The organism is Streptomyces sp. AA1529 (assembly GCF_000280905.1).
GTDB lineage: Bacteria > Actinomycetota > Actinomycetes > Streptomycetales > Streptomycetaceae > Streptomyces.
The window spans coordinates 90,660-115,037 of record NZ_ALAP01000094.1 but is presented as its reverse complement, the minus strand read 5'-3'; the positions used below and the strand labels follow the sequence as shown (position 1 = coordinate 115,037).

The window sequence follows — 24,378 nt, the reverse complement described above, 5'->3', positions numbered from 1 at the left end:
CAGTCCGCTCCCGCGGATGGTGTGCCTGCTGTCTAAGCACGGAGTTGCTGCATTCGTAGCATCTCACATCCCACGCGCCGCCCCCTGGCCCGGGCCTCCCCCATGGCCTCTCGCCGCTCCGCGACCTGCGGTCTTCCCGTACGGAGTGTGCGGCGGAGGCGACCGGACGACGACCACGCCGGCTCCCGACGAGGCGCCGACGCTCCCGCCTGCGCCAGCGGGAGCCGGGCACACTATGGGCCGTCCTCACTCCTGATGGTGGCCGCCCTCCCGGAGGCGGCCGCCCGGTGGGCGGTCTCCAGCGCCTGTGCATGCTTGCTCATCCGGATGCTGAGCCGACCGTAGGTGAGGAAGGCCGCACCCGCGACGGACACCGGGACGGACAACCCCAGGAGGGCGACCACCTCGGGCCAGTCCCGTTCGTCCGCGCAGGGGGTCTCCGTCCCGCCCTGATTGGCGGTTCCCGCATCGGTGGACAGCCGCGGCTCGCACTGAAAGGACTCATCACTGAAGCGGCGCTGCACCTCATAGGACATCGTGAGGAGCACACCGCACCAGACCCACAGAACGGCCGCCACCATCAACAGCACAATCCCCAAGTTCCCTATTCTGTCGCTGCGTTCGCGGAACCGATTGCGGATCACATCCGGATGCATGCGGGGGAAGGTACCACCGGCCTCAGCGGTGGGAAGGTGGTCTCCCTGCAGTTGGCGGGCCCGTCGGCGTGACCCGGTGCAGCACCGGCACGGGAATGCGCCGAATAAGGTGAGCCGTCGCCCCGGGTGCCGAAGCTCCGGCCGGGACGGCCCCGCGCCTGTCACCCCGGAGCGAAGTTCCCGGCGAAGGAGTAGGTGGCGGTGGACCGTTCCGCCGCGCTACCAGCAGTCGTCCCTCTGCCGTGCTCGTACAGGCCGCGCGCTCGGAGAGCACGTGCACGCCCCGCCCCAGAAACGCGATCGCCAACGGCGCGGGTGCGTCGGAGTCGTTGGCCAGGACCACCCCGTCCAAGCGCAGGTCCAGAAGGTCCTCCCACCGGTCGGTGAGCAGCACCTCCGGCAGTTCCTTCCCCGCCGCGTCCCGCCGGCCGGCGTCCCGATCGCAGGCCGCCACCACCCGCATGCCGATCCTCCGGCACCGGCCCGCCAGGAACAGCCCTCTCCGCAGCCCGACCACACCGACACGTATGCGCACGTGATCTCCTGTCGCCTGCCGCCCGCGGCAACCCGATCTCCGGTTGCCGCTCCCCCGGAGCCCAGGAACGGGCGCCGACAGAGGTCGGGTTCTTCCCGGCCCGTGTGCCCCCTCTCGGGGCCCGCCGGGGAGCCGCTCCAGCGGCAGCGGGGACAGCTCGTCCGCGACGGCGGTGCTCTCCGTACCGTGATCCTCGCGGGTGGTCCGGGGCCCGGCCCGGTTGTCGCGGCTACTGGTTCCTGACGGGCAGCAGGTCCCGTTCGGCGAAGACCTTCTTGGCGACGAAGGTGGCGTTCAGGGCTTTGGGCATCCCGCAATAGACGGCCGAGTGCAGCAGAGCCTCGACGATCTCCTCGGCGGAGAGCCCGACGTTGAGGGCCGCATTGATGTGCACCTCCAGCTGGGGCTCGCAGCCGCCGAGGGCGGTGAGCATGCCGAGGGTGACCAACTGGCGGTCGCGCGGGGGCAGGGCGGGTCGGTCGTAGATCTCGCCGAAGGCCCAGGCGACGACCTGGTGGCCGAGTTCGGGGCTGATGTCGGCGAGCGAGTCGACGACCTTCTGTCCTCCCTCGCCGTCGACCTGGGTGAGGATCTCCAGGCCGTGTGCGAAGCGGTCCTGGCGGGTGGTGGCTGCGGTGGCGCTCATGCGGGGGTGTCCGTTTCCGGCTGCTCGGTGAGCAGCTGCTCGTAGTGGTCGATCTTGGCGTCCAGTGCGGTGGCGTTGCGGCGCAGGCTGCGGATGCGTTCGGCGAGGTCGCTGCGGTGTGCGCGCAGCATGGCCAGCCGGTCGGGGACGGTGGAGGTCCCGGCTGCCCGCAACCGGGCGAAGTGCTGCATGTCGCTGATGGACATGCCGGTCTCGCGCAGCCGCAGCAGGAACTGAAGCCAGGCCAGGTCGGCCGCCGCATAGCGGCGCTGGTTGCCGGTGGTGCGCCCGACCCGTTCGATCAGCCCGGCGCGCTCGTAGTAGCGCAGGGTGTCGGGCGACAGGCCGGTCCGCTCGGCGACCTGCGCGATCGTCAGGGCGGGTTGCCGGTTCCGCTCGGGGAGGGTGCTTCCGTCGGTCATGAAGAAGACCGTAGAACCTGGAGTGTGCTCCAAGTCAAGCTTTGCCCGGGCGGGCCGGACACCGCGGGCTGCCGACCGACGTCGTCGCGGATCGCGCGGAAGCGGGCGCGGCGGACACCCGGAGCGAGAGCACCGGCCGGGTGGCGAACTCGCTGATGGCCGCGGTGGTGGTCGGCCATACGGTGATCGCACTGGTCAGCTCGCTGATCGTGGCGACCGACGCCCGGCGCGACGAGTTCGCGCTGCAGCGGCTGATCGGCTCCACCCGCGGCCAGGCGAGGTGAATGATGTCGGTCGAGGCCTTGCTGACGGCGCTGGTGGGGATCGTGCTCGGAACCGGGGTCGCCGCCGGGGCGCTCATCCCGCTCGGGCCGGCCCTGGACGGGTCGGTGCTGACCGGCGGACCTGCGTGGCTCCATCCGGCCATCGTCGGGACCTCGGCCGCGCTCACGTTCGTGGCGGTCCCGCTCCCCACGTCGGTCGCGCTGCGTGCGAAACCCGTCGAGGCCGCCGTCGCTCCCTGAGCACGACAGATCGGTGCGGCGGGCGTGCCGGGCGGGACCGCGGCAGGTGAACGATGGCGCCTCTCCCGCGGGGACTGTGGGGAGAGACGCCATCGACCGACCGGCAGGGCGTGCTCCTTCCGGGATCCGGTGAGCAGAGCCCGTCCGGTGTCGGGATGCCCGGGCCTGCACCGGAATGGTCGTTCCGGAGGCTCCTGGGCAGTTCGCTGTCGGGCGCCGGCCGAAGCTGTGCAGGCACCAGTGCGCTTGCCGGAAGCCGGTGTCAGGCTTCCGGCAAGCGCCTCGATGCCTCCCCCCGCAGGCTGCTCGGGCGCGGCATCAGCACCGTTTCGTGCTGCCCCCGTCGTCCAGGTGCTCGTTCCAGACCCAGCCGTTGATCGAGGTTCCCGCAGCCCGCACGTGGGACCACTTGTTGCCGTACTTGTTGACGACGTAGCAGTGGTAGTACATCTTCACCCCGGGTCCGGCCACCACGACGGTGCCGCACGCCCCGTAGGGGCCGGCCTGCATCCGGGTGGAGGTGGTCGTCCCGCCCGCTCCAGCGTCCTTGTTGGAGTGGGCCCAGGAGCAGTCGACCGCGTCGGCGGACGGAGGCGAGGCCGCGCTGCCCGGCGTCGCGCCGACGACTGTTCCCGCCAGGGCCAGCCCCAGTGCCCCGACTGCGGCGGCTGCCCTTCGCGATGCACCGGCGGGCGATCCTGAGCGTCTCATCGTTCTCCTCGGTGTTGGCGGCGGTACCGCAACCGAGTCTGGTGGGCGATTCGGTGGCCATGGAAGGCATTCGGTGATGACTTGTCGCGCTCGGCGATAGCCTGGCGGGCATGGTTGCAGGTCCAGCGGGAGCCGCAGGGAACGTCGGTCCGACCGTTCACCAGGATCCGACCTTCCACCAGTTGCGGCTGTTCCTGTTGCTCGCCGAGGAGCGGCACTTCGGACGCGCCGCGGCCCGCGCGTTCGTCTCCCAACCCGCGTTCAGCAAGCAGTTCCGCGCGCTCGAGCACCGGCTCGGGGTCGAGCTGGCGGAACGCGACGGCAGATCGTGCCGGCTGACCGCTGAAGGCACGGAGCTGGTCGGGTACGCGCGGACGGCGCTGGAGGCGCGGGCCCGCATGGCGGAGTTGGCCTCGTCCTCCCGGCTCACGGTGCGGCTGGGGGCGATCGGGGCCGAGACGGCCATGCCGTACGCCCGGGAGGTGCTGGGCCATCTGGCACGCCACCATCCCGATGTGCGGGTGGAGATGCGCAACGTGGATTTCGTCGAGCAGGTACAGGCCTTCGCCCGCGGGGCGGTGGACGCCGCCTTCCTGCGGCCGCCGCTGCCGCCCGACCTGGAGGGGGTGACCCTGGCCCACGAGCAGCGGGTCGCCTGCCTGCCGGCCTCGGACCCCCTCGCGGAGCGCGACGGCGTCGACCTCGCGGAACTCCGCGAGCACACCGTGGTGGACGTACCGCCCGAAGTCCCCCGGATGTGGTGGGACTACTGGACCGCCAACCCGCGCCCCGACGGCACACCCGTACGCTTCGGGGCCGTCTGCCGGGACCTGGAGGCCGCACTGCTCGCGGTGGCCCAGGGGCGGGCCATGCTGTTCCTCCCCGAGGCAGCCGCCACGCTCTACCGGCGTCCGGGGCTCGCCTACGTGCGGGTCCGCGGGCTCCCCCGGACCACCGCCGCCCTGGTCTGGCAGACGGCACGCCGGGACGACCCGGCAGTCGCCCTGGTGCGGGAGGCGACACGTGCGGTGGTCGGCCGGCAGACCTGACGGCTCCCGCCCGGACGGGATCCGGAGTGCGAACGGGGCGCCGGGCGCCGGGCAGCGGCCAGCTATCAAGCGATGGCGTAGCCGCCGAGGGCCGGTTCGACGAGCCCGAAGGCGTCCTCGGCCGCTGCCGTGATCTCGGTGCGGATCCGAGCTTCATCCTCCCCGGCGAGGGTGAGCCGCTGGATGCGGTCGAAGAGGATGCGGTGGACCGCGCCGAGCAGTCCGGCGGCGGTGCGTACGCCCACGTCGTCGGGTTCCGCGCCGGTGGTCTCGGTGAGCGCTCTGGCCAGGGCGGCTTCGCGCAGGTCGTGCAGTTCGCGCAGCCGGGTCGTCAGGGTGGGGCTGTCGGCCACCATGCGCGCGAACCCGGCTCCCGAGAACCCGGCGACCGGGTCGGCGGCGGCTACCGCGTCGCCGAAGGCGCGGCGCAGCGCGGCCAGCGCCGACTCGCCCGGCCGGCGGCCGGTGACCGTGCGGGCCAACGAGGCGATGAAGGCGTCCTGGCGGTCCAGCGCCAGGTCCTCCTTGCGCGGGAAGTAGTTGGTGACCGTCTTCTTCGCCACCCGCGCGGCGGCGGCGATCTCGGTGATGGAGGTCTGTTCGAAGCCCTGGGCGAGGAACAGCCGGGTGGCGCAATCGGAGATCAGCCGACGGCTCTCCTGTTTCTTCGTCTCACGGAGTCCGGGCTGCGGAGTCGGCGGTGCGGTGCGGGCGGCCATGAAAAAATCTTACACCGATAGCATTTTTATGTTGACCCCCTTCTTCGCCGCGAGTATTTTTATACTGATAGCAAGCTTCTTCGACGGTGCGGATCCTCCACGACGGGCTCACGCACGCACCCGCTCTGCTCTGCTCTGCTCCTGATGGACCCTGACCGCCCCTGCGCCCGTATGGGCAGTACCGCACGTTTGCTCCACGCCGCCGAAAGCCCGCTCTCGCATCCACCGCCGCCGCGCGCCGATTCCCGGCCCCGCACGACGCCGATCGGCGCCGGGAATCGGCGCCGACCCGCCAGGGCCGATCCGGCCGCCCCCGCCGACTCACCCATGCCCGTTCCCCGCACCTCAGGGAGTGCCTTGTCCACCTCGACGTCCGCCGCCCCCATACCCACACTCCCGACGCTCACCGCCCAGGCGGAAAACCTGATCGCCCTCGGCGTGCACGACCTGGCCCGACTGCCCGCCCACACCCTCCGCGCCTTCGCCGCGGAATCCGCCACCGACGAGGGCGCCCTCCTCGCCGTTCACCCCGACCGGGTTCCGGCCTCCGCGCTCGCCCCGCTGCTCCGCCGCGGTGACAAGCCCGGCTTTGTCGTCAGCGACATGACCGACGTCGACCGCTTCACCCCCTGCGGCATCGACCTGCCCGACGCCCCCCTCTACCTCGCCGCCGGCATCGACCGCGGCGACCACATGGCCAACTGGAGTCCGGAGGAGGCCCTGCCCGCCCTTGCCGAGCAGGGCCGTACGCCGCTCCTGCTCACCGAGGGCATCCAGTGGGTGCTCCACCAGCCGGCAGCGCTGGAACGCAACCAATGCTTCATGACCATCGGCTCCCGGCTGCGGAAGCCCAACGGCGCCCTGGACGCCCGCACCCCGGCCCTGTGGATCAGCAACGGCACCGGCCGGGACGGGCGGGAGCGCCGCGGCGCCGCGAAGGTCGGCTGGTGCTGGTGGCGCAACCGGCACACCTGGCTCGGATTCGCCTCCGCGGAAGGCCGCAGAACCTAGGACCTGCCCCGCCCTGACCCATGGAAGTCGACGGCCGTGGCGGCCTTGGAGGGCTGTCGCGGCCTTGGAGGGCTTGGCGGCTGCCGAACAGCGCAACGTCCCGACAGGGGCAGCCCTCCCACGGGCCGCGCCCTGCACGCCGGTTCACGCGGATGGGAGCCGGGGGGCGAATCCGGGCTCCCCTTCCGGGGCTCCCGACGGGATCGATCCGGCAGCGCAGGAGTTGCCGTCCGTTCTTGTAACTATTACGGTTACGACCAGTCGCAGGAGCGAGGAAGACGAGGGGGCCGAGTCCGACGTGAGCGCCAACAGCAGACTGACCATCGCGGCGCACACCCTGACATGGATCGGGCTCTACCAGCGGCGCGGCCATGAGGTCGCCACCTCCGAGCAGATCGCGACGAGCGTCAACACCAACCCTGTGGTGATCCGCAGACTGCTGGGCCAGTTGCGCAAAGCAGGCCTGGCCCACTCGCGGCGGGGGGCCGGGGCGGGCTGGACGCTCGCGCGGGAACTGGCGGCGATCACCTTGCTCGACGTCCACCAGGCGATCGAACCAGGTCCGGTCTTCGCGCTGCACCGGACGCCACCGGACCCCGAGTGCGTCGTGGGGCACGGCATCGGACCTGCGATGACCGCCGTGTACGACGAGGTGGAGGCCGCTCTGCGTGCGGAGCTGGCCAAGACCACGCTGGAGGACGTACTGCGGGACGTACTGAGAGCCGCCTGACCCCAGACCACCCTCCCCCGGACCGAGGGGAATTGCCTCCTGCGGCCCTCAATGTAACAAACATCATTACATCAACGATCAGAGCGGCCCATCGCGTACCGGCCGGGCGCTCGCGCAGCCCGACGGGCCGCTGAGCGGCAAGCACTCCCTGCGCCCGGCCCGGGGCCCGACCGACACCTCGACGAGCCGACGAAGAGACGAACGACAAGGACAAGGACGATGACAACAGACGCTCAGACCTCGCGGGCCGTGGCCGAGAAGTTCGTGGAACGCCTCGGCAGGCAGGACCCCGACGGCATCCAGGACCTGTTCGCCGCGGAGATCGACTGGCAGGTCCCGGGCAGTGACGCGCTGCCCTGGACCGGACGCCGCACCCGCCGAGCGGAGGTCGCGCCGTACTTCACGACGATGTGGCCGCACTTCGAGCACGGCAGGAGCAGCGTCACACTGGAGCGCGTCATCGTCGACGGTGGTGACGTGGTGCTGCTGGCGGTCTTCACCCACACCGTCGTGACCACCGGCAAGCAGTTCACCACACCGGTGGCCGTGCACCTGGTGGTCGAGGACGGGCGGATCGTTCGCCTGCAGCTGCACGAGGACACGCTGACGGTGGCCGAGGCGTTCGACGCCGACTGAGCAGAGAATGCTCGGGCCCTGTGGCCGGGAGCGTCCGGGTTGGACGCAGTGGGGTCATCGCCGGGCGGAGTGGCCGTGGACGACGCCACCGCACAGACCTCCGAGACGTTCTGACCTGCCCCACCGTTTGGGCTCCAGTCCCGGTGGCCACTGAACTTGAATGCATGATGCCGGTCATTCATCGATGACGAGGCCGGTGGCGGCGAGGCAGCAGTCGATCAGGTGTGGCCGGTACTGGATGCGCTTGCGCGATCCGAAGCCCTTGGGCTGGTTCTCACGCCCGTTGTATTCGCGGACCGCGTGGATCAGCCGGGAACGCTCGCCGGTCTCGTAGCAGGTCATGCCCGCCATCGGGAGCCGGCCGGAGCAGCGTCCACGAAACCGCACCACCAGCGTCTGGCCGATCCGGCCCAGGTCTTCGCGCGCGGCGGCGTCATCGACTGACTGCCCGGCCCGTCCGCGAAGGGGATCCGGGCCCCGGACGCCGCCGCGGCTGTTCTACCTGCGGCCACACCTCCTTCTTCCACAGCTCAGGCGGGGGCCGAGTGGTGTGCGCTGTTCAGGGGTATGGCGGGGAGGGAACGGAACGTTCTTCCGGGCATGCGAGGGCCACGTTGGACCGGCCGCGTGTCACGCACCGGACATGTGCATCCACGAGATGCGTCGAGGAGAAGGGCGCCGACCACCATGACAAGATCCGCATTCCGCGGCTTCTTCCGCACGAGCCTCGCGTTCTCAGGTGCCGTACTGGTGTGGGCCGCGCCGGGTACTGCGGCGAACGCGGCCGTGCCCGTGGAGGTGTCGCATGACGCTCCGGCCGGGGCGCGGGCGGACGCCGCACGCGGCTGCGTCATCGTCTACTTCGATTTGGGCGAGACCCTGGTGCACACGGCCGAGGACTCCAGCATCAGCTATATGCCCGGCGCGGCCGCCTATCTGCGCGAGTTGCGGAAGCGGAACATCGAGGTCGGGCTGATCACCAACGTCCCGTCCTCCTGGGGTGAGACGGACGCCGAGCGTGCTGCCGCCTTGAAGAAGGAGGTCGACAGGGCCTGGAAGGGCTCCGCCCCCTTCGCCTGGGAGGACTTCGGCGACCGGATCCTCACTCCGCGCACCGAGGCTGAGCGCAAGCCCGCACCCGCTCTCTGGGAGCGTGCCAGGGCCGACGCGAACGGCTGCCGTCTCGTCTACGAGGCCGAGACCGCCGAGGAGACCGCTGTCGCCGCCTCGCTCTGCTACGTGGCCTACCAGGTCGGTCAGCCTTCCCGTCCCACCTACCTCCCGGCCCGGGTCATCGAACGCCTGACGCACGGCTCCTGACGCCCGAGAGCGGCGGCACGGCGGGCCGCGTGCAAGCGCCTCTGCGGCTCCATTCGCCCCCGGGAGGGGGGTGGACATGTGGCTTCCTACGCTCCGGCCTTGGGGTGTGCGTCCGATGTCGGGGGTCCTGCCCCGCCCGCGCCTGGCCTCCCAGGTGCGCCGGACGCCGGCGGAGCACCCGTGTCCGCCGCCGCGCCCGGGAGGGGGCGGTCGGCCGTCTCCTCGGTGGCGTTCCCGTTGCCCGTCCCGTCGGGAACGCGCCGCATCACCCCGCTGCGCAGAACGAGTTGGAAGGCGCCGAGAAGTACAGCGGTCGCCAGGGCGCTGTGCCAGAGCAGGGCGTCCAGGCGTCCGGCGGAGAGGTAGGCACCCACGGCGACGGCCGCCAGTGCGCACACTGCGCGGTCCACGATCGACTCGGCCGACAAGAGCGTCGCCCGCGGGGCGTGGGCGGGAACGGCGTCGTTGACCAGCTTGCGCTGGATCGGGTAGGCGAAGCCGGTGGCGGCGGCGAACAAGCAGAGCAGGGCGACGACCGTCCAGGGTCCGCCGAGGGTGATGCCCGCCAGGGTGCCCGCGAGGGCGAGGCTGAGGACGGACACCCAGGCCACCGGTCTCAGGCGGGTACCGAGCCACTGGGGGCGCGCCGAGCCCACGGCCTCCGTCACCGTCATGGCAGCGAGCACCCCACCGTGTGAAGACTCACCGATGCCGTGGTCGAGCAGGATCGGCTGGAAGAGGTTGACCTGGCAGATCCGGGACAGTGTGAACACGGCCACGCCCTGCACCATCACCAGTGCCAGCCATGGCGACGAGGCGATGCAGCGCAGTGCGGCCTTCGCGTCGCCCAGCGAGATACCGCGCCCGCGGCCACCCCCCGAAGCCCCGGACTCCTTCCTCGTTCGGCCCGATGATGCCGTGCCGCCCGCCCCGCCGGGGACGGCCAACCGGGGCAGGGCCACGGCGCAGGCCAGGGAGCCCGCCGCGCTCACGGCGCTCAGGACGTACGGAGCAGGGTGAGCGAGGGCCATCAGCGGCCCGACCAGTGGCCAGCACAGAACTTTCGCAGCGAGTCCGAGTGCTCGGGCCGTGCCCTCCGCCTTCAGGTAGTGCTTGTCGCATCGCTCGGCACGCAGCCCGTCGTACAGGTAGGCGCTGGCCGCTCCCGAGGTGAGGGAGCGGCCCGCGGCGATCGCGAGGAAGTGGACGAGGAAGCCGGTGTACGAGGCGCTGAACACCGGAGCGAGATTCGCCGCCGTCATCACAATGGCGCCGGCCCGCAGGCAGTTGCGGGCGCCGACACGATCGGCGATCAGCCCGGTCGGGATCTCGAAGAGGCAGAAGGCCACATAGTAGATACTCTGGATACCGAAGATCTGCCCGTCGGAGAGGCCGGCATCCTTCTGGTAGGCGTAGAACACCGGCATCCACCACAGCAGGTTGAACAGCAGTTGGAAGCCGTAGTTGAGCCGGATGATGCGGCGGGCGGCGCCGGTCAGAGGAGTGGCCGCAGGCCGCGCGGCGGAGCGCGAGCGCTGGAGGCGGGCGCTCACAGCGCGTAGGGGCGGATCTGGACCAGGCGGAAGTCATGCTGGTCGGTCAGCAGCCACTCGATGTCCAGGGGGGCGTCCACCTCGGGTGCACTGAAGTGGGACTGCAGCAGCCGCCCGGTCAACGACAGGTCCGCAAGTCGGGCGCGCGTACCGGCGGACAGCCCCTCGCTCCAGGAACCGAGGTCGACGGTTCGGCCGCCCCCCTCGACGGTGTTGTAGCAGTACTGCTGCGGCAGGACGGCTCCCTCCACGACCTGTTCGGGCGAACCCGGCGAGCAGTTGAGATAGACGTTGCGAAAGTCCTGGCGTCGGGTCGGGTTGCAGGTCACCAGGACACCGCCGAGCGCAGCGGGGACATACACCTGGATGATCACGCCCATGTACGTGTCGTCCAGGGAGATGCCCGCCTGGTGGCGCAGCCGCACGCTGCGCGGCGAGAGCAGGGAGGCCCAGACGCGGCGCACGGCGTCGAGGAGTTCGTCGGTGCCGCGGACGGTGGTGACGGAATCGTAGAGGCCGGCCGCGGAGAAGCCCGGAAGGTCCTCGGCGTTGGAGGAGGAGCGCACCACGAGGCGGCCGCGCGTGGCAAGCGGGGCGGGGAGGACGCAGGTGATCTCCCTGGCGACGGACTCGGGTATCGGGGTGTGCCTGATCAGGTGCTGGACATGCAGGCAGAGCGAGTCGAGCACGTCGGTCGCATCGAGTTCGAGCGCCATCTTCAGCTTGCCGATGCCTTGTTGGAGCGCCGGAGAGGAGGTGAGGAAGCGGTGCTGGAGGGAGAACGGCAAGGCGATGCCCTCGGGCGCCTCGACCGTGTCGGCCACGAAGGACACCGCAGCCGCGCGGAGTTCCGCAGCGGAGGGCGTGCGCAGGCCGAGCCTGGCCGCCAGGTGCCCGTACAGGTCCTCCCGTGGTGGGCGGGGGCGACCGTAGAACCCGGTGAGATCGGCCGTGCGGCTGTCGAGTACCTGATGCAGCTCTCCGAGGTTGGCCGCCTTGGTGCCGTAGCGGTCCCGGTCAGCGCTGCGCAGCCGGTACAGGGAGAGCACGGGCGCGTCCTCGAGGAGCGGGGGTTCCAGCCGGATGCGCTGCTGATGCCAGGCCGGGGCCCGCAGCTCTGGGGCCTGATCCAGCCGCTCAAGGGTGATCTCGTCCTCGCGAACCCGGTAGCGGACCCAGGCGCCGTCCAGGCCGTCCTTCTCGACGAGCTGTTCCAGATCGCGGAGGATCGCGTTGGGAATGTCCCATCCGGAGGCGAGAACGTTGGTGTGGGACAGCGGGGTGATGGGCTCGGTGTTGATGAGCCCGGCCACCCGCTCGACGTTGTCCGGCAGGGAGGGCATGGCGACGATGTCCGACCAGCCGAGCCCGTCGACCGCCGCCTCGTACTCCTCCACGCTCCGGAAACAGCGCAACCTGCCAGTCGCCTCACCGGGGTTGAGCGGGGTCCGGGTCCTGGTGCCGAAGAGTTCGTGGCTGAGGATACGCGGCACCCGCTGCTCGCTGACTGCGGCCAGCTCTTCCTCCTGGCCGTGATTGGCGGGCTTGAGCAGGAGCGGCAGCCTGCCGTCGACGCGCTCACGGACGAAGGTGAAGAAGAACTCCAGCAACCCCCCGTGCATCGTGTCGGCCTCGGTCGTCTCCAGCACGAGGAAGGTGCGCTCACGACCCTCCGGGTCCTCGTCGGTGTGCAGGGACAGCACCCCGAGCAGGAAGCGTCGCTCGGGGTCCATGTAGACGGATGCGTTGAACTCGTCGAGTGTGGCGTCGAGTTCGGCGAGATCCATGCCGAGCACTTGGGTCGCGATGTAGTTGACGTGGAAGGGATGCGCGGCCGTGTCGAGCAGATGCCAGGTGCCCTCGGCCCGGTCGACGACGACCTTGAGGTACGGGTGGCCGGAAAGGACCCCGGAAAGCGTGCGGAACAGCGGCAGCGAAAGATTCTCGCCGACAACTGTGCTGTCGGTCGAGGATTCCGGTGCGCCGGTTCCGAACCGGTCGGCAACGCGGCCGCTCATGCGGGGACCCCCTCGGGCTCCGCGGCCGGACGGATCCGGGAGCCGGCGGCGGGCGCGGACTGCGGCACGCTGGGCACGACGGGCGGCGGCAGCACGGCGGGCAGGGCGTTCACCAGGGCCGTGAAATCGCGGAGCACGGTGCGCGCGTCGTCAGCAAAGAGCAGGCACAGGGCCGCCATCGTGTTGGCTCCGCCGACGGGATCGTAGACCGGCACGATGCTGCCGTCGGGCAGCGAACTGTCCGGGACGACCGAGAGTTTGCTGCCCTCGCTCAGTGCGACGGCATGCTGCACCGCGGGAAAGTCCCAGACCCTGCGGTCCCGCCAGGCCGCACCGTGGCCGTCCACCGCGAGGACGACGAGGGAGCCTGCTGCGCCCCGCGCCTGCTCGGGGCCGAGGGCCTGCTCGGGCCAGGAGACCGGGCGACCCAGGAGGTGGTCCACGAGCATGCCGACGAGGTCGAGCCGGAAGACCTCCTCGATCTGCGGCACAGTCATCGCACCGCCGAACCGGGCGGCCGTCTCGATCAGCCACATGCGCCCGCCGGCCCCGAGTTTGATCTCGGTGTGGGTGCCGCAATCGCGCAGGCCGAGAGCGTCGACAGCCCTTCGGGCGAGGGCGACCACGCGGTCCTGGAGGTCTGCGGGAAGGAGCGCGGGAGTGATAGTGGCACGCTCGGTGAACGGCTCCACCGTGGGCATCCGGCCGCTGACACAGACCGGGTGGAAGACGCCCTCGGCCACCACCCCCTCGACGCTGACGTAGTCGCCCCAACCGGGCTCGTCGAACCACTGCGCCGTGGCGCCCGTCACGATCTCCTCGACCACGAAATGCGCCTCTGCCTCGGCCACATGGAGTTCGGCGAAGCCCGATTGGGCGGATTCGGCCATCACCTCGCGCGAGCGCCGCCAGGCCGCGTCGGCCTCCTGCGGGGAGCCGATGATCTGGTGGGCGGTGGAGCCTGCACTCCAGGCCGCCTTCAGCAGCATGGGGGCGGGCAGGTCGGCGACGGCCTCGCGAAGTTCCGCCTGCGTGGCGACCGGGCGGAACTCAGGCTGCGGCAAGCCACTGCGCTGCCAGGTGCGCCGCATCATCCGCTTGTCGCGGGCCAACGCTGCGGCGCCGCCGGCCCCAGCGAGGCCGAGCACCTCGCATGCCTCGGCGACCGCTACGACCGCATACTCGGAGAAGGTGAGCACCGCGTCCGCGCCCACGGCCTCGGCCCGCGAGGTGATCAGCGAGACCAGGTCCGAGCGCTCCGCGTCGGCGGGCGTCACGACCGAGGTGCACAGGTTTTCGGCGGAAGCGGCGACGGTCGCGGGAATCGCACTGAGCGCCAACAAGTGCACTTGCGCTCTCGAGGCCGCCCGGGACAGGACGTGACCGAGCGGCGGACCACCCTTGGCATGCACCAACAGCACTGTGCTCACTGAAGTTCGTCTCCCATCGCTTGTCCTGTCCGGGGTGTCGAGCGGTGGCTCGGCCCCGCCGCCTGGTCGCCTGCGTTGTCCCGCTCTCCGTCTCCGACCGGGACACGCGGGTGACGCAACCCGTGTAGATCACGACGGGTAACTGGCAACACACTCAAGGGAATCAGGCTGTGGGACCCAGAAGTGCCGCAGGAGGCAGGCAGCGATCAGGCAAATGCCAAAGTTGCAGACATCGTTGAGCGAAGACGAAGATCCGTGATCACATCTGGCGCGCCTCACCGGGGATGCGGTCACAACTCGCGGATGGCCGAGAACCGGGCATGGGCGGGACCCGCACGGGATAGACATCGCGGTGTCGCCTCCAGCCGGTCGGTGGGAACATGGAGGGGAAGGCCGTCGTGGACGATTCCAGTCTCAAAGCGCTGCTGGAGCGCCTCTCCGTGTTCTGGTGGGAGGTCGACGAGCAGTGGCACATCCTGGAGAGGGGCGGCGGCGCCTTCGCGGACCTGCTCACCGCGCAGCGCTTCCTCGACCACCTGCGCCAGGAGATGTCCTCGCCGCGCCGCTCCTTGGAAAACGGCCGTTGTCGGATCCAGTTCGGCGGCCGGACCTTCGATGTGAGATCGCCCCGGGCCGAGAGCCAGGGCCAGAACTTCACCCGCGGGCTCGCGGTGGAGGCCGATGCACAGCCCGCGGGCGGCCGCCAATACGCCGCCTTCGCGGAGTTCGCCGACTTCGCCCCGGCACCGGCCTTCATCCGCGACCGCGCCGGGTGCTACCTATGGGCCAACCACTCCTACGCGCACCTCTACGGCACCACACCGGAACAGGTGGTCGGCAGCCACATCGAGGACCTGGACTCCCCCTCCGACGCCGCGCAGTTCCGCGCCCTTGATCAGGAGATCCTCAGCCGTGGCAAGCCGGTCCGCCACAACTTGAGCTATCACCGCTCGGACGGCAGCACAGGGCAGGCGGCCGGCCACCGCTTCCCCGCCCAGGAGAACGGCCAGACATGTGTCGCCGGGATCTACGTCGACATCACCGAGCACGCCCGCGCCACGAACCAGCGCCGGGAGGCCGAGGAGAACCTGCGGGCGCTGCGCGACCACAGCGGGCTGCCCTGCGCGCTGCTCTCGGTCAACGGCCGTATCGAGCAGGCGGGTACGGCCACCGCCGAACTGTTCCGGACAAGCCTGTCCGACCTCGTCGGCCGCCGTGCGCACACCCTGCTCGCCACCACACCCGACCTCCGCGAACTGCGCCTCGCATGGGAGGGGCTGATATCCCGCCGCATCAGACGCGTGGAAACCTCCGCCGTGCTCGTCGATTCCCAGGGGCGCCAACGCCGTGCGCAGCTGCACCTGGCCACCGTGAGCCGGTCCGCCGGCCGCGCCGCGCACGTGTGGGCCGTCGTCACCCACCAGAGCCTCGCCCACGAGGCCCACCCCCCGCTCACCGCCGCACAGATCCGCATCCTCTCCCTCCTCGCGGAGGGCAGCACGAACGGCGAGATCGCCACCTCGCTGAGGCTCTCCCGGCAGGCGATCGACTACCACCTCAGTCGGCTCCGCGGTCTGCTGGGGGCGGCGACCAGACCCGCCCTCGTCGCCCGTGCCTACGTCCTCGGCATCCTCTCCCCCCGCGCCTGGCCCCCGCGCTCTGCCACGACCGCCCACCCCCTCACCTGAGACGTGCGGCCGCTTCTGAGGACTGCCCACGGTGCCGGAGGACCTGCGACCGGACCCCACAGCCACCGAGCCAGGCGCATCGAGTACCAGCGTTGTCTACACTCGCCGGTCTTGGTCAGGGCAATGACCTCGGGGTGTGGTGGAGGTGCCGGATCCGCACCGCACGAAGGGCGCTTGTGTCCAGCCATAATGCCCGGCTGACTGTTCACGGCAGACGGCTCCTGGTCGGAGCGGACCGCCCAACGAAAGATCACCGCCGTCCGGGCCACCCGCAACCCGAAGGGCGCCCGCCCCCTCACCGAGCAGCAGATCGCCCAGATCATCAAGTACCTCGGGGACCTCACCGACGGGCTCCAGCAGGCCGCCCCCGAACGCAAAGCCCCGCTCCACGCGGCCTTCGGGCTCACGCTCACCTACGACAGCAAAAGGGCCGTGACTGTCGAGTCAGGGCCCATATGCGTCCGCACACGACGTGCAGATGGTGAGTGTCCGAAGGGGGTGTGGAGCCATGGGCACGGTGTCGCGCCGCTGGTCAGTGGGACGCTCGTGCTGCCGTAGACCGCCCGGGCTGCCGTCAGGGTACGTGTCAGTGGTGGAAGACCGGTACTGAGGCTATTTCATCCTGCGTCTGAGCTGGCCTGATGGAGGGTGAGGACGGCCTGGACGAGGGCGGTGATGCGGGTGGTGGAGCATCGCAGCTTGCGCAGGAGTCGCCAGGTCTTGAGGGTGGCCATGGCCTGTTCGACGAGTGCGCGGATTTTCGCATGTGAGCGGTTGACGGCTTGCTGGCCTGCGGACAGCGTCGGCCCCAGTAGGGCACGCGTGTGGTGCCGCCCACGCCTCGGTATGCCTTGTCGGCCCAGCACCGTACGCCCGCTTCGGTCAGGGCGCCGATGATGCCGTGGGTTCGCGCGGCCCTGACGTCGTGGACGGCTCCGGGCAGAGCGGGCGAAGCCCACAGCAGGCGTCCTGCAGGGTCGGTGATGACCTGGACGTTCATGCCGTGCTTCCTGTGTTTCCCGGAGTAGAAGGGCCGGCCGGCAGCGATGCGGTCGATCGGCAGCACGGTGCCGTCGAGGATCACATACGCCTTCTTCCGCACGGCCATCATGGCCTGATCCAGCGTGGGCGCGCGTGCGGCCAGGAGATCGACGGCCTCGCGTATGTACCGGTGGACCGTCGCGATTCCGACGCGGAAACCCGCTGCAAGGCGGGCGTACGTGCCGCCGCAGCGAAGGTGAGCCAGGACGAGCAGAGCCTGTCGGCCACAAGTCAGGCGACGCCACCGCGAGCCGATCTGACGTCGGTGACCTGCGAGGAGACCGGAGAGATGCTGCAGGGCACGGCTGGACAGATCGATACCGGACGGGTAGACAAGCACGCGAAAGCTCCTGGCAGACTGGTGATCTTGGTCGTGAACCCGTCTACCTGGAGCTTTCTTCATGCCCACCGCCGGGGTCGCGCGTCCAACCACCCGTCAGGTTGGAAACGGCTCACTCTCACGCGAGAGTATCCAGCCAGCGCTGACATGTGGAGACAGTAACGGGTTCAAATAGTTCAGGGCTTGACACCTCGAAGAGAAACTGAGTCAGCAGGTCAAAGTCCGCCTCATCAGGTTCATCGATCTCAATGCGCTCCATCATGTGAACAACTCCAGCCCATTGCGGCAATTCCGCGACATCCAACTCTCCGGAGATACATCGACGCAGGACGTCCTTCACATATGAACGATCCAAGTAGACAGGTGATCCCGGATGTTCATCGCATTGATTGGCCCCATGGATCAGGTCATGCAGTGGAGCATCCCATCGGATCAGGCTGGTAAGAACGTCCCTGCAATTGATCGAATGCATTGAAACCGGCCTCACTTGAATTTGATGTGGGCGATACTACCGTCAGGGAGGAATGTGGTCTTGTAGGCCATCTCTGTTGCCCCCTCGGCGTCTACCCTCTTCCGGTACACAGCATAAGAGCCTGGAACTCTCCCTGGGACCTTGTAGCTGAATTCAGCGGCACCCTCAGGGAGCCGGATGATCTGCGGAACTTCGGCGGCTCCAGGGCTCTTGCGCATGAAGTTCGTAAGGCTCTTACGCACTTCTGGTGAGAGATCGTCGACCCCCTCGGCCGCAGCAACCTTTTCCCCACGTGACAACTTCGTCTGACCGCACCCGGCAAGCCCGAGGGGGTCGGTCCAGGTGTGAGGGTTGTGCACGTAGGTGTGCGGGTTGGGGGCTGGGGCGAGGCCGAGGGGGTCGGGGGTGAGGTAGTAGGCGGTTTCTGGGTCGTAGTAGCGGAAGTAGTTGTAGTTGAGGCCCGTTTCTGGGTCCGCGTATTGGCCGGGGAAGCGGAGGGGGCAGATTGGGGACGTGTCGGAGGGTGGTGATGGGAGAGGGGTGCCCCACAGGGTGGTGCGGTGTTGCCATGCCACCTTGCCGTCTGGACTGACCAAATCGGTGGGTGCGCCTGTGAGGTCGGTGAGGACAGCGTAGAAGCGAGGGTTGCCGACAGTGGGTTTGGCGAGTTTCGTGAGGAGGGACCCACCATCCGGTCCGCGAGTCAGTGGTGTGTGGTCAGTTTGCGTGAGGAGGCGGTGGGTGGCTGGGGCGTAGTCCCAGGAGGTCGTCTGGCCGTCGCTGGTGGTTTGTTCTGCCAGGCGGGTGCCGTCCCAGGTGAAGGTCAGGGCGCGGCCGTTCCGACCGGTCTTGCTGACGCGACGGCCCAGTGGGTCGTAGGCATACGTCCACTGCCCGTCGTCTGGCGTTGCGGCTTCGATCAGGCGGTCTTCCGCGTTCCAGGTGTAGGTCCAGGTCTTCTTCTGGCCGTTGAGGAGGTAGCGGGTCTTGGAGATGAGGCGGCCGGCGGCGTCGTGCTCGTAGGCAGTGCGGCCCGCGCGGCGCAGAAGGGTGCCCTGGGTGCCACGTTCACCGGGTGCAGGGTGATCGGGGGCTTGTGTGGTAGAGAGATTGCCCGCCGAGTCGTAGACGTAGCTCTCACGCCACCCGTGGGCGTTGACGGCGGTGACCCGACCGACGGAGTCGAGGTCGAAGCGGCGGGTGCCGGAAGTGAGTTCACTGATCTCGGTGAGGTAGCCGTCGGCGCGGTAGGCGTAGGTGCGGTGCTGGAGGAGCTCCGGTCCTGAACTCGCAGTCTGCGTGGTGAGGCGGTCGGCCGCGTCCCACTGCTGGATGAGGGAGATGTCACCGGTTCGGCGTTCGGTCTCGCGGCCTGCCGCGTCGTAGGCAAAGGTCAGTGTGCCGTGATCGGTGGCCAGTTCCACGGCTCGGCCGTCGGCGTCGTAGGTCCAGGTGGAGGTGAGGCCGGAGGACGTGGTGCGCTGAACCAGGAGGCCGAGCGGGTTGTAGGTGTAGGAGAGGGTGCGGCCGTTGGTTGTCTCGATCAGCACGCGGCCCAGCAGATCGCGTTCGATGACAACCTCGGCGTCGGGGCTGCTGGCCCGGATCAGGTCGCCCGTTGCGTTGTAGGTGTAGGTGGTGACGGTGTTCGCGTCCTCGTCGTGCTGCTCGGTCACGCGGCCGAGCGCGTCGCGGGTATAGCGCAGTGTCTGGCCTACCGCGTTGGTGCGGGCCGTCAACTGCCCTGCAGGGTCGGGCTCGTACGTCAGGTGCGCGCCATTGAAGTCCGTCTCGGATGTGAGGCGTCCTGCCGCGTCGTACTCGTATTCCCAGTGCAGGCCCTGTGGGTTGGTCACCCGGGTGAGGCGGAGGGTGGTGTCGTAGGTGAAAGTGTATGTGGCGCCGTCCGCGTCCGTACGCGACACCGGCATGTCCCATGGTCCAGGGGTGTGCCTGCTGCTGTTTCCAGCGGGATCGGTGTGGGTGAGCAGGTTGCCTTCCGCATCCCAGACCCAGCTCTCCCGCCCCCCTGCAGCATCTTCGCGCCAGCGCGGTTTGCCTTCGACCGTCCAGGCCATGCGCGTGACGTGTCCGAGAGGGTCGGTGATCTCGGTGATGCGGCCGAAGGTATCGCGGCTGATGCGGGTGGTGTGGCCCAGCGCGTCGGTCACCGTGGCCGGGAGCCCTGCTGGGGTCGGGGTGATGCGGCGGGTGTGGCCGAGGGCGTCGGTGATTGCGGTGAGGTGGCACCGCTCGTCGTATGCGTAGTGGCTGACCGCTCCCGCCGGGTCCACCGAGCGCGTGAGGTTGCCCTGTTCGTCGTAGGTGTGCTGCCAGCATGCGCCACCTGGTTCCGTCACTTCGGTCGGCTGGCGCAGTGGGTTGTACGTCGCGGACATACGGGAGCCGTCCGGCAGCAGTACCTCGGCCAGGTTGCCGGCCTCGTCGTAGCTGTAACGCGTGGTGTGGCCGAGTGCGTCGGTGTGGGAGAGGCGGTCGTGGCCGCGTGCGTCCCATTCGGTGTGGGTGGTGTTGCCCAGTGGGTCGGTTTCGGTGGTGACTTGGCCGTCGTCGTTGTACCGGAAGACGGTGCTGTGACCGTGCGAGTCGGTGTAGGTGGTGGTGCGGGTGGCGTCGTCGTAGGTGAAGGTGTCGTTGTAGATGCCGTCGGTGCCCTCGGTGCGGACCGTGCGGCCTGCTTCGTCGTAGGTGAAGCGGCACCACACCCCGTTGCGGTCGGTCCAGGAGAGCATGCGTCCTTCACCGTCGTAGGTGAAGCGCATCGCCTTGCCGCTGGAGTTGATGACCTCGGCCAGATTGCCGGCCTCGTCGTATCCGTAGCGCATCACCAGCGTGCCCGGTGCCGGCGCCTGCTCCCGCTCATACGGTGAGGGGGCCTCCTCCAGCAGCCGCAGGGCGGTGATCCGCTGTCCCTCGGTCTCGAGGGCGAGGTGGTAGCCGCCGGAGTGGCGCATCGCGCTGGGTATCCCCTGCGTGTCGCGGTCCACCTCGATGCGGGCGCCGTTGCGGTCCTGCCAGGATTCCACCGGCAGGCGCAGTGTTGTCTCCTCCTGGGTGGGGCCGGGGTGGGCGAAAGTGCGGGTGACGCCGCTGTCGGGGTCGGTGACCGTCAGCACGCCGTCGGGCTTGCCGTCCCATTCCAGGGGCCAGCGCGGGCCTTTCCCCGGCAGGACGGGTACGCCCGGCTCGGGGACGGGGTAGACCAGCCGCATGCCGTCGGCGGCCGCGAAAACGACGCCTTGCGCGTCGAGTTGGACCTGTTCGTCCAGGGTGGAGGACCAGCTCGGGCCGAAACACACCCCGGCCCGGTAGGAGGAGACGTGGGTACGGGTGAAGTCCAGCGGCAGCGACGCCGGCAGGGACAGGTCGGTCAGCTGCATGAACATCGCCCCGGTGGCGACATCCACCGGCTCACCGGCGCCCGGCACCTTCTCCGTCGGCCGCGAGGACTTGCCCGGGATCAGCTTCTCGCGCAGCGAGGCCGGCGGGCGCATCATCGGTGGTCTCGCCCCCGGTCCGGGGGCGAAGGGGCCCAGGACCGCGCCGGTCAGGGTGCCGTACTTCGCGGCGTTGCTGACCTCCTCCAGGCTGATCCCGTCCTGCTGTCCGGCCAGGATGCGTGCCGGCTGTGCCACGGCCAGGTCCATGGCGACACTGCTCACCCCGGCGAAGACCGCACCCCGCGCGATACGCGCGACCAACGCCGCGGCGCGTGTGGCCAGGGATGTGGACTTCTCGATGCTGAGGGTGACGATCCCGGTCGCCGCTGCTGCCGCCGCCGCGTCGGAGGCCCCGAGGGTGGGGCCGGTCAGCACGATCCCGGCCGCGATCACCGCCGCGCTGCCCACGATCTCGCTGCGGATCTGCTTCTTCGTGCCGTCGATGTCATCGGCGAGTTCGTCGAGCATCTTGGCCATGTCCCGGGCCGCTTCGGGCAGGCTGCGCAGCCAGCCCTTCTCTCCCCTGCCGACATAGCGGGACCAGAACGTCTCGAACGCGTCGACGGCTTCGCCGCTGTTGACCTCCAGGATCCGCTGCGCCGAGTGGTTGGTGTCCCCCTGCACCTCCTCGGCGTCCTTGGCGAACGCGCGCCATGCCTTGGCCGCGTCCCGCAGCTTGCCCTCGTCCCCGTCGGGCCAGATCAGGCCCATCCGCTCGAGGATCTCCCACGCCTTCTCCAGAGCGCTCACGCGCCGTCGCCCCCCTGTGTGGTGCTACTTGCCGTCCGCGTCCCGGTCACCGCGGTCACGGGCAGCTTTGGTGAACATCCCCTTGATCAAGTCCTCGTTGTCGACATGCCCGTCCTTCATGTCGTCAAGCGCCTCATGGATACTCACCAACCCGAGCACCAACACCCCCACCGCCTCTTCGAGGGACCGCTGGTACGGCTTGTAATCCTTCGCGAAGTTCTCACCCACAGGGTCGTCGCCCCACGGTTCGCCCAGACCGTCCAGCGTGGTGATCAGCGTCGTCAGTGCCCGGCTCAGCTTCTTGCTCTGCTTGCCGAAGACCGGAGCCGCCAGCTTCAACTCCGGCACTTCGATCCCCAGCACCTCCCCGCCCTTGGTGGCCCCCGCCCCGTAGTCCGAACTGGTGGCGTGATTCAACTGCATCCGCGCAGGTTCTTCACCGTGCGACAAGGCAACCTCCTGCATAGCTGGTCGAGACAGCCGACCGCGCGATCAATCGCGGACGATGGACTGGATTTCCCTGACGGTCACGTCCTGCTCGTAGGTGGACTGTCCGTCCGGGAGGGGCGGGTCGCCAACTGGCGGGCCGTCGGGGCTGGCGGAGTCGGTCCAGGCTACGTCCCAGACCAGGGAGGCTTTGAACGGGTATGTGCCGTGCTGGCCGCCATCCCCGGAGGCCCGCTTGTAGCTGATGTTGCAGTCGGCCCCCTTCGAATCGACCTGATAGCCGCCCTTGACCTCTTCCAGGTCGTGCGTGCAGGTATGCGGGGCCGCTTCGTGTGTGCCGGCATCGGCCTTGAGGGACTTGGGGGTGGCAATGGTCGTTGCGGCGATATCCAGGCCGAGGTAGTCGATGCTGGCGGTGACCCAGACCGGTCCAGCGGGGCGCCCGTACCCATCAGGCCCCATGCCCTGCTCTTTGGCGAACCTCTGAAACTCTTTCGTCGTGAACTGCGGCTCATACCAACACCCCGGCGGGGCCCAGCCGGCTCCACCGACAGGCACCATCGGGGTACCAGACCTCGGCGAATTGTGCGTCGTGATTTCTGCCCTGCTCTGAATGCGGTCCGAGGTTCCCACATCCCCCGGCGGATCGACCTGCTTGCCGTCGCCTATAGCGGCCCCCGCGCGGGCGACTAAGAACGTGAAGATTCCGGTCACTGTGCTCGTGACGATACCGACTCGTACCCTTGTCAACGCGCGCATGCGGCGACACCCATCTGCGATGTCGCCCTGTGGATCCTCCAGATGCCGTCCTTCTTCTCGAGCCCGTCCGTGTACTGGGAGAAGGCGTCCTTGCTCGGCCGGGTGCGCAGGATCTTGCCCGAGGAGATCTTCTTGGCGTAAGCGTCCCGATCGCTCGTGCAGTAGGTGACGGTGGCCATGGTCCTGGTCTGCATCCGCATGGAACGGTCGTAGACGCGAATCGCCCCCGTGATGCTCTTGCCGTCCTTCTTGTAATCGGCGATGTTCCGCGCCATACCTCAGCCGCACGGTCCCATACATACCGTTGCATGAGCGCAAGCTCCGGATCCGCCTTGGCGAACGCCAGGTAGATCGCCTTGACCGCGTAGCCGTGCTCGCGCAGTACCTCGTCCTGCTGTTTGTCACCGGTCTCATCAGAGTCGATGAGAACTTCGACCCCCTTGGGGAATTCGAAGCGTGGAGCCCGAGACGCTGGGGCCTTCGAAGGTGACGGGGTGGAGGAGGGCTTGGCCTCGTCCTTGTCCGCGATCTCATCGGACTTCTGCGCGTCAGAGTCGCCGTCGCTTCCGCAGGCTGACAGGCCGAGCGAGACAGCGGCGGCCATCGCAACGAACGTGGCTGTACGAAAGGTTCGCTTGCTCACCGTGCTCAACTCCAAAGTGACAGGCTGGTGACGCCGTGCGGTCGGCCTGAATCTCGCTCGATCCTCCCGCGACCCGAAAAGCACTTGAGTGTAATCACTCGGTGACCCTGGCGGCAGGGGAGGACGCTAGCCCCAGGTCGCGTAACGCCGCATAGCAGGCGATAGGGAGCTCTCTTGGCTCATCGAGCCTGTGTTCATTGGACTCCGGGGCGATCATGGCGGCGCAGTCGAGCAGGGCCAACAAGCCCGATCGGTTGACGGGGAGATGCCAAGGACCTCATTTTCGAAGACAACCTGCTCGTCGTCGACGGCGCTAAGACCCCGACCCCAGCAAGAGGAGCCAACACAACGCGCCGACGCGTCGGTAGGTAATATCACGCAGCAGGCCAGTTCGAGGAACGCTTCGTGGATGTCCCAGCAGATCCGCAGGCGGCGCGTCGGCGCACTCGGAACTGGCGGTGACTGCTACGGCACACGCGTGCGGCCCGGGAGGAGCACCGGGGGTGCGGCTCCAGCAGGCCGCCCCCGAACGCAAAGCCCCGCTCTACGCGGCCTTCGGGCTCACCCTCACCTACGACCACAGCAAAAGGGCCGTGACTGTCGAGTCACGGCCCATATGCGTCCGCACACGACGTGCAGATGGTGAGTGTCCGAGGGGGGACTCGAACCCCCACGCCCGATAAAGGGCACTAGCACCTCAAGCTAGCGCGTCTACCATTCCGCCACCCGGACCGGGCCGCGCCACGGAGGTTGGGTGCCGTGGCGACGGCCGTAACGATACCAAGGGTTGGGAGTGCTTCTCACCTGGGTTTCCTGG

General features: G+C 69.0%; 21 protein-coding genes, 1 tRNA gene and 2 pseudogenes. 8 read left to right on the top strand and 16 right to left on the bottom strand.

The features are described from left to right. Positions 1 to 233: 233 nt before the first annotated feature. From A949_RS34850 to A949_RS0127965, 3 genes are all read right to left on the bottom strand, one after another. The gene (locus A949_RS34850; RefSeq protein WP_051019664.1) at positions 234 to 656 is read right to left on the bottom strand and encodes a hypothetical protein; all 423 of its coding nucleotides are present in this window, start codon (positions 654 to 656) and stop codon (positions 234 to 236) included. A gap of 764 nt (positions 657 to 1,420) precedes the next feature. Beyond that, complete coding sequence (locus tag A949_RS0127970; protein WP_019359364.1) at positions 1,421 to 1,837, bottom strand: carboxymuconolactone decarboxylase family protein; 417 nt, start codon at positions 1,835 to 1,837, stop codon at positions 1,421 to 1,423. Continuing rightward, positions 1,834 to 2,259 carry a MerR family transcriptional regulator gene (locus A949_RS0127965; RefSeq protein ID WP_019359363.1) on the bottom strand — a complete coding sequence of 142 codons (426 nt, stop codon included), beginning with the start codon at positions 2,257 to 2,259 and terminating at the stop codon, positions 1,834 to 1,836. The genes A949_RS0127970 and A949_RS0127965 overlap by 4 nt, the downstream gene beginning before the upstream one ends. Positions 2,260 to 2,300: 41 nt before the next feature. Here A949_RS0127965 and A949_RS0127960 point away from each other — a divergent pair, with 41 nt between their 5' ends. After that, the gene (locus tag A949_RS0127960) at positions 2,301 to 2,543 is read left to right on the top strand and encodes a hypothetical protein (RefSeq protein ID WP_019359362.1); all 243 of its coding nucleotides are present in this window, start codon (positions 2,301 to 2,303) and stop codon (positions 2,541 to 2,543) included. Beyond that, a complete protein-coding gene (locus A949_RS0127955) occupies positions 2,544 to 2,783 on the top strand; it encodes a hypothetical protein (protein WP_019359361.1) in 240 nt (79 codons plus the stop codon). Positions 2,784 to 3,101: 318 nt separating this feature from the next. Here A949_RS0127955 and A949_RS38310 read toward each other — a convergent pair whose 3' ends face one another. Further along, positions 3,102 to 3,494 carry a hypothetical protein gene (locus A949_RS38310; protein WP_026005099.1) on the bottom strand — a complete coding sequence of 131 codons (393 nt, stop codon included), beginning with the start codon at positions 3,492 to 3,494 and terminating at the stop codon, positions 3,102 to 3,104. 110 nt (positions 3,495 to 3,604) lie between these two features. Between A949_RS38310 and A949_RS0127945 the strand changes: the two genes are divergently transcribed. Further along, positions 3,605 to 4,543 carry a LysR family transcriptional regulator gene (locus A949_RS0127945; RefSeq protein ID WP_051019663.1) on the top strand — a complete coding sequence of 313 codons (939 nt, stop codon included), beginning with the start codon at positions 3,605 to 3,607 and terminating at the stop codon, positions 4,541 to 4,543. A gap of 65 nt (positions 4,544 to 4,608) precedes the next feature. On the opposite strand, the gene A949_RS0127940 is transcribed toward A949_RS0127945, so the two are convergent. Continuing rightward, positions 4,609 to 5,262: a TetR/AcrR family transcriptional regulator gene (locus tag A949_RS0127940; protein ID WP_019359358.1), complete on the bottom strand. Its 654-nt coding sequence runs from the start codon at positions 5,260 to 5,262 to the stop codon at positions 4,609 to 4,611. Positions 5,263 to 5,589: 327 nt separating this feature from the next. Here A949_RS0127940 and A949_RS0127935 point away from each other — a divergent pair, with 327 nt between their 5' ends. The 3 genes from A949_RS0127935 (at position 5,590) to A949_RS0127925 (ending at position 7,639) form a co-directional block, all read left to right on the top strand. Beyond that, on the top strand, positions 5,590 to 6,273 hold the full coding sequence (locus tag A949_RS0127935) for a DUF5701 family protein (RefSeq protein WP_037707908.1): 684 nt from the start codon (positions 5,590 to 5,592) through the stop codon (positions 6,271 to 6,273). 298 nt (positions 6,274 to 6,571) lie between these two features. Beyond that, positions 6,572 to 7,003 (top strand): Rrf2 family transcriptional regulator, encoded by a 432-nt coding sequence (locus tag A949_RS0127930; RefSeq protein WP_019359356.1) that lies wholly within the window; start codon positions 6,572 to 6,574, stop codon positions 7,001 to 7,003. 219 nt (positions 7,004 to 7,222) lie between these two features. Then, positions 7,223 to 7,639 carry a nuclear transport factor 2 family protein gene (locus A949_RS0127925; RefSeq protein WP_026005098.1) on the top strand — a complete coding sequence of 139 codons (417 nt, stop codon included), beginning with the start codon at positions 7,223 to 7,225 and terminating at the stop codon, positions 7,637 to 7,639. Between the two features lie 246 nt (positions 7,640 to 7,885). Here the strand turns inward: A949_RS0127925 and A949_RS39800 are convergent. Beyond that, positions 7,886 to 8,163, bottom strand: a pseudogene (locus A949_RS39800) (IS630 family transposase); the annotation flags it as partial. A gap of 163 nt (positions 8,164 to 8,326) precedes the next feature. On the opposite strand from A949_RS39800, the gene A949_RS0127915 reads away from it, so the two are divergent. Beyond that, the gene (locus tag A949_RS0127915) at positions 8,327 to 8,959 is read left to right on the top strand and encodes a hypothetical protein (protein ID WP_019359353.1); all 633 of its coding nucleotides are present in this window, start codon (positions 8,327 to 8,329) and stop codon (positions 8,957 to 8,959) included. Between the two features lie 86 nt (positions 8,960 to 9,045). Here the strand turns inward: A949_RS0127915 and A949_RS34840 are convergent, their stop codons facing one another. Genes A949_RS34840 through A949_RS34835 form a run of 3 tightly spaced genes read right to left on the bottom strand, consistent with a single transcriptional unit; the run spans position 9,046 to position 13,879 of the window. Then, positions 9,046 to 10,512, bottom strand: a complete 1,467-nt coding sequence (locus A949_RS34840; protein ID WP_019359352.1) for an MFS transporter — start codon at positions 10,510 to 10,512, stop codon at positions 9,046 to 9,048. Further along, positions 10,509 to 12,530, bottom strand: coding sequence for a PEP/pyruvate-binding domain-containing protein (locus A949_RS0127905; RefSeq protein ID WP_019359351.1), 2,022 nt, complete (start codon positions 12,528 to 12,530; stop codon positions 10,509 to 10,511). Before A949_RS0127905 ends, A949_RS34840 begins: the two co-directional genes overlap by 4 nt. Continuing rightward, entirely contained in the window at positions 12,527 to 13,879 is a 1,353-nt protein-coding gene (locus A949_RS34835; RefSeq protein ID WP_019359350.1) for an ATP-grasp domain-containing protein, read from the bottom strand. The genes A949_RS0127905 and A949_RS34835 overlap by 4 nt, the downstream gene beginning before the upstream one ends. 479 nt (positions 13,880 to 14,358) lie before the next feature. On the opposite strand from A949_RS34835, the gene A949_RS0127895 reads away from it, so the two are divergent. Then, a complete protein-coding gene (locus A949_RS0127895; protein WP_026005097.1) occupies positions 14,359 to 15,648 on the top strand; it encodes a PAS domain S-box protein in 1,290 nt (429 codons plus the stop codon). Positions 15,649 to 16,265: 617 nt separating this feature from the next. Here A949_RS0127895 and A949_RS36855 read toward each other — a convergent pair. From A949_RS36855 to A949_RS0127855, 7 genes and pseudogenes are all read right to left on the bottom strand, one after another. Further along, positions 16,266 to 17,029: pseudogene (locus tag A949_RS36855) on the bottom strand (transposase family protein). A 118-nt stretch (positions 17,030 to 17,147) separates the two neighbouring features. Then, a complete protein-coding gene (locus A949_RS38305) occupies positions 17,148 to 17,369 on the bottom strand; it encodes a hypothetical protein (protein WP_158687645.1) in 222 nt (73 codons plus the stop codon). Positions 17,370 to 17,512: 143 nt separating this feature from the next. Beyond that, a complete protein-coding gene (locus A949_RS0127880) occupies positions 17,513 to 21,712 on the bottom strand; it encodes a DUF6531 domain-containing protein (RefSeq protein ID WP_019359347.1) in 4,200 nt (1,399 codons plus the stop codon). A 24-nt stretch (positions 21,713 to 21,736) separates the two neighbouring features. Next, the gene (locus A949_RS0127875; RefSeq protein ID WP_019359346.1) at positions 21,737 to 22,135 is read right to left on the bottom strand and encodes a hypothetical protein; all 399 of its coding nucleotides are present in this window, start codon (positions 22,133 to 22,135) and stop codon (positions 21,737 to 21,739) included. 69 nt (positions 22,136 to 22,204) lie between these two features. Beyond that, positions 22,205 to 22,873, bottom strand: coding sequence for a hypothetical protein (locus tag A949_RS35780; protein WP_158687644.1), 669 nt, complete (start codon positions 22,871 to 22,873; stop codon positions 22,205 to 22,207). Positions 22,874 to 22,905: 32 nt separating this feature from the next. Further along, the gene (locus A949_RS36850) at positions 22,906 to 23,193 is read right to left on the bottom strand and encodes a hypothetical protein (protein ID WP_019359344.1); all 288 of its coding nucleotides are present in this window, start codon (positions 23,191 to 23,193) and stop codon (positions 22,906 to 22,908) included. A gap of 1,015 nt (positions 23,194 to 24,208) precedes the next feature. Further along, positions 24,209 to 24,293, bottom strand: a tRNA-Leu gene (locus A949_RS0127855). Positions 24,294 to 24,378 lie beyond the last annotated feature (85 nt).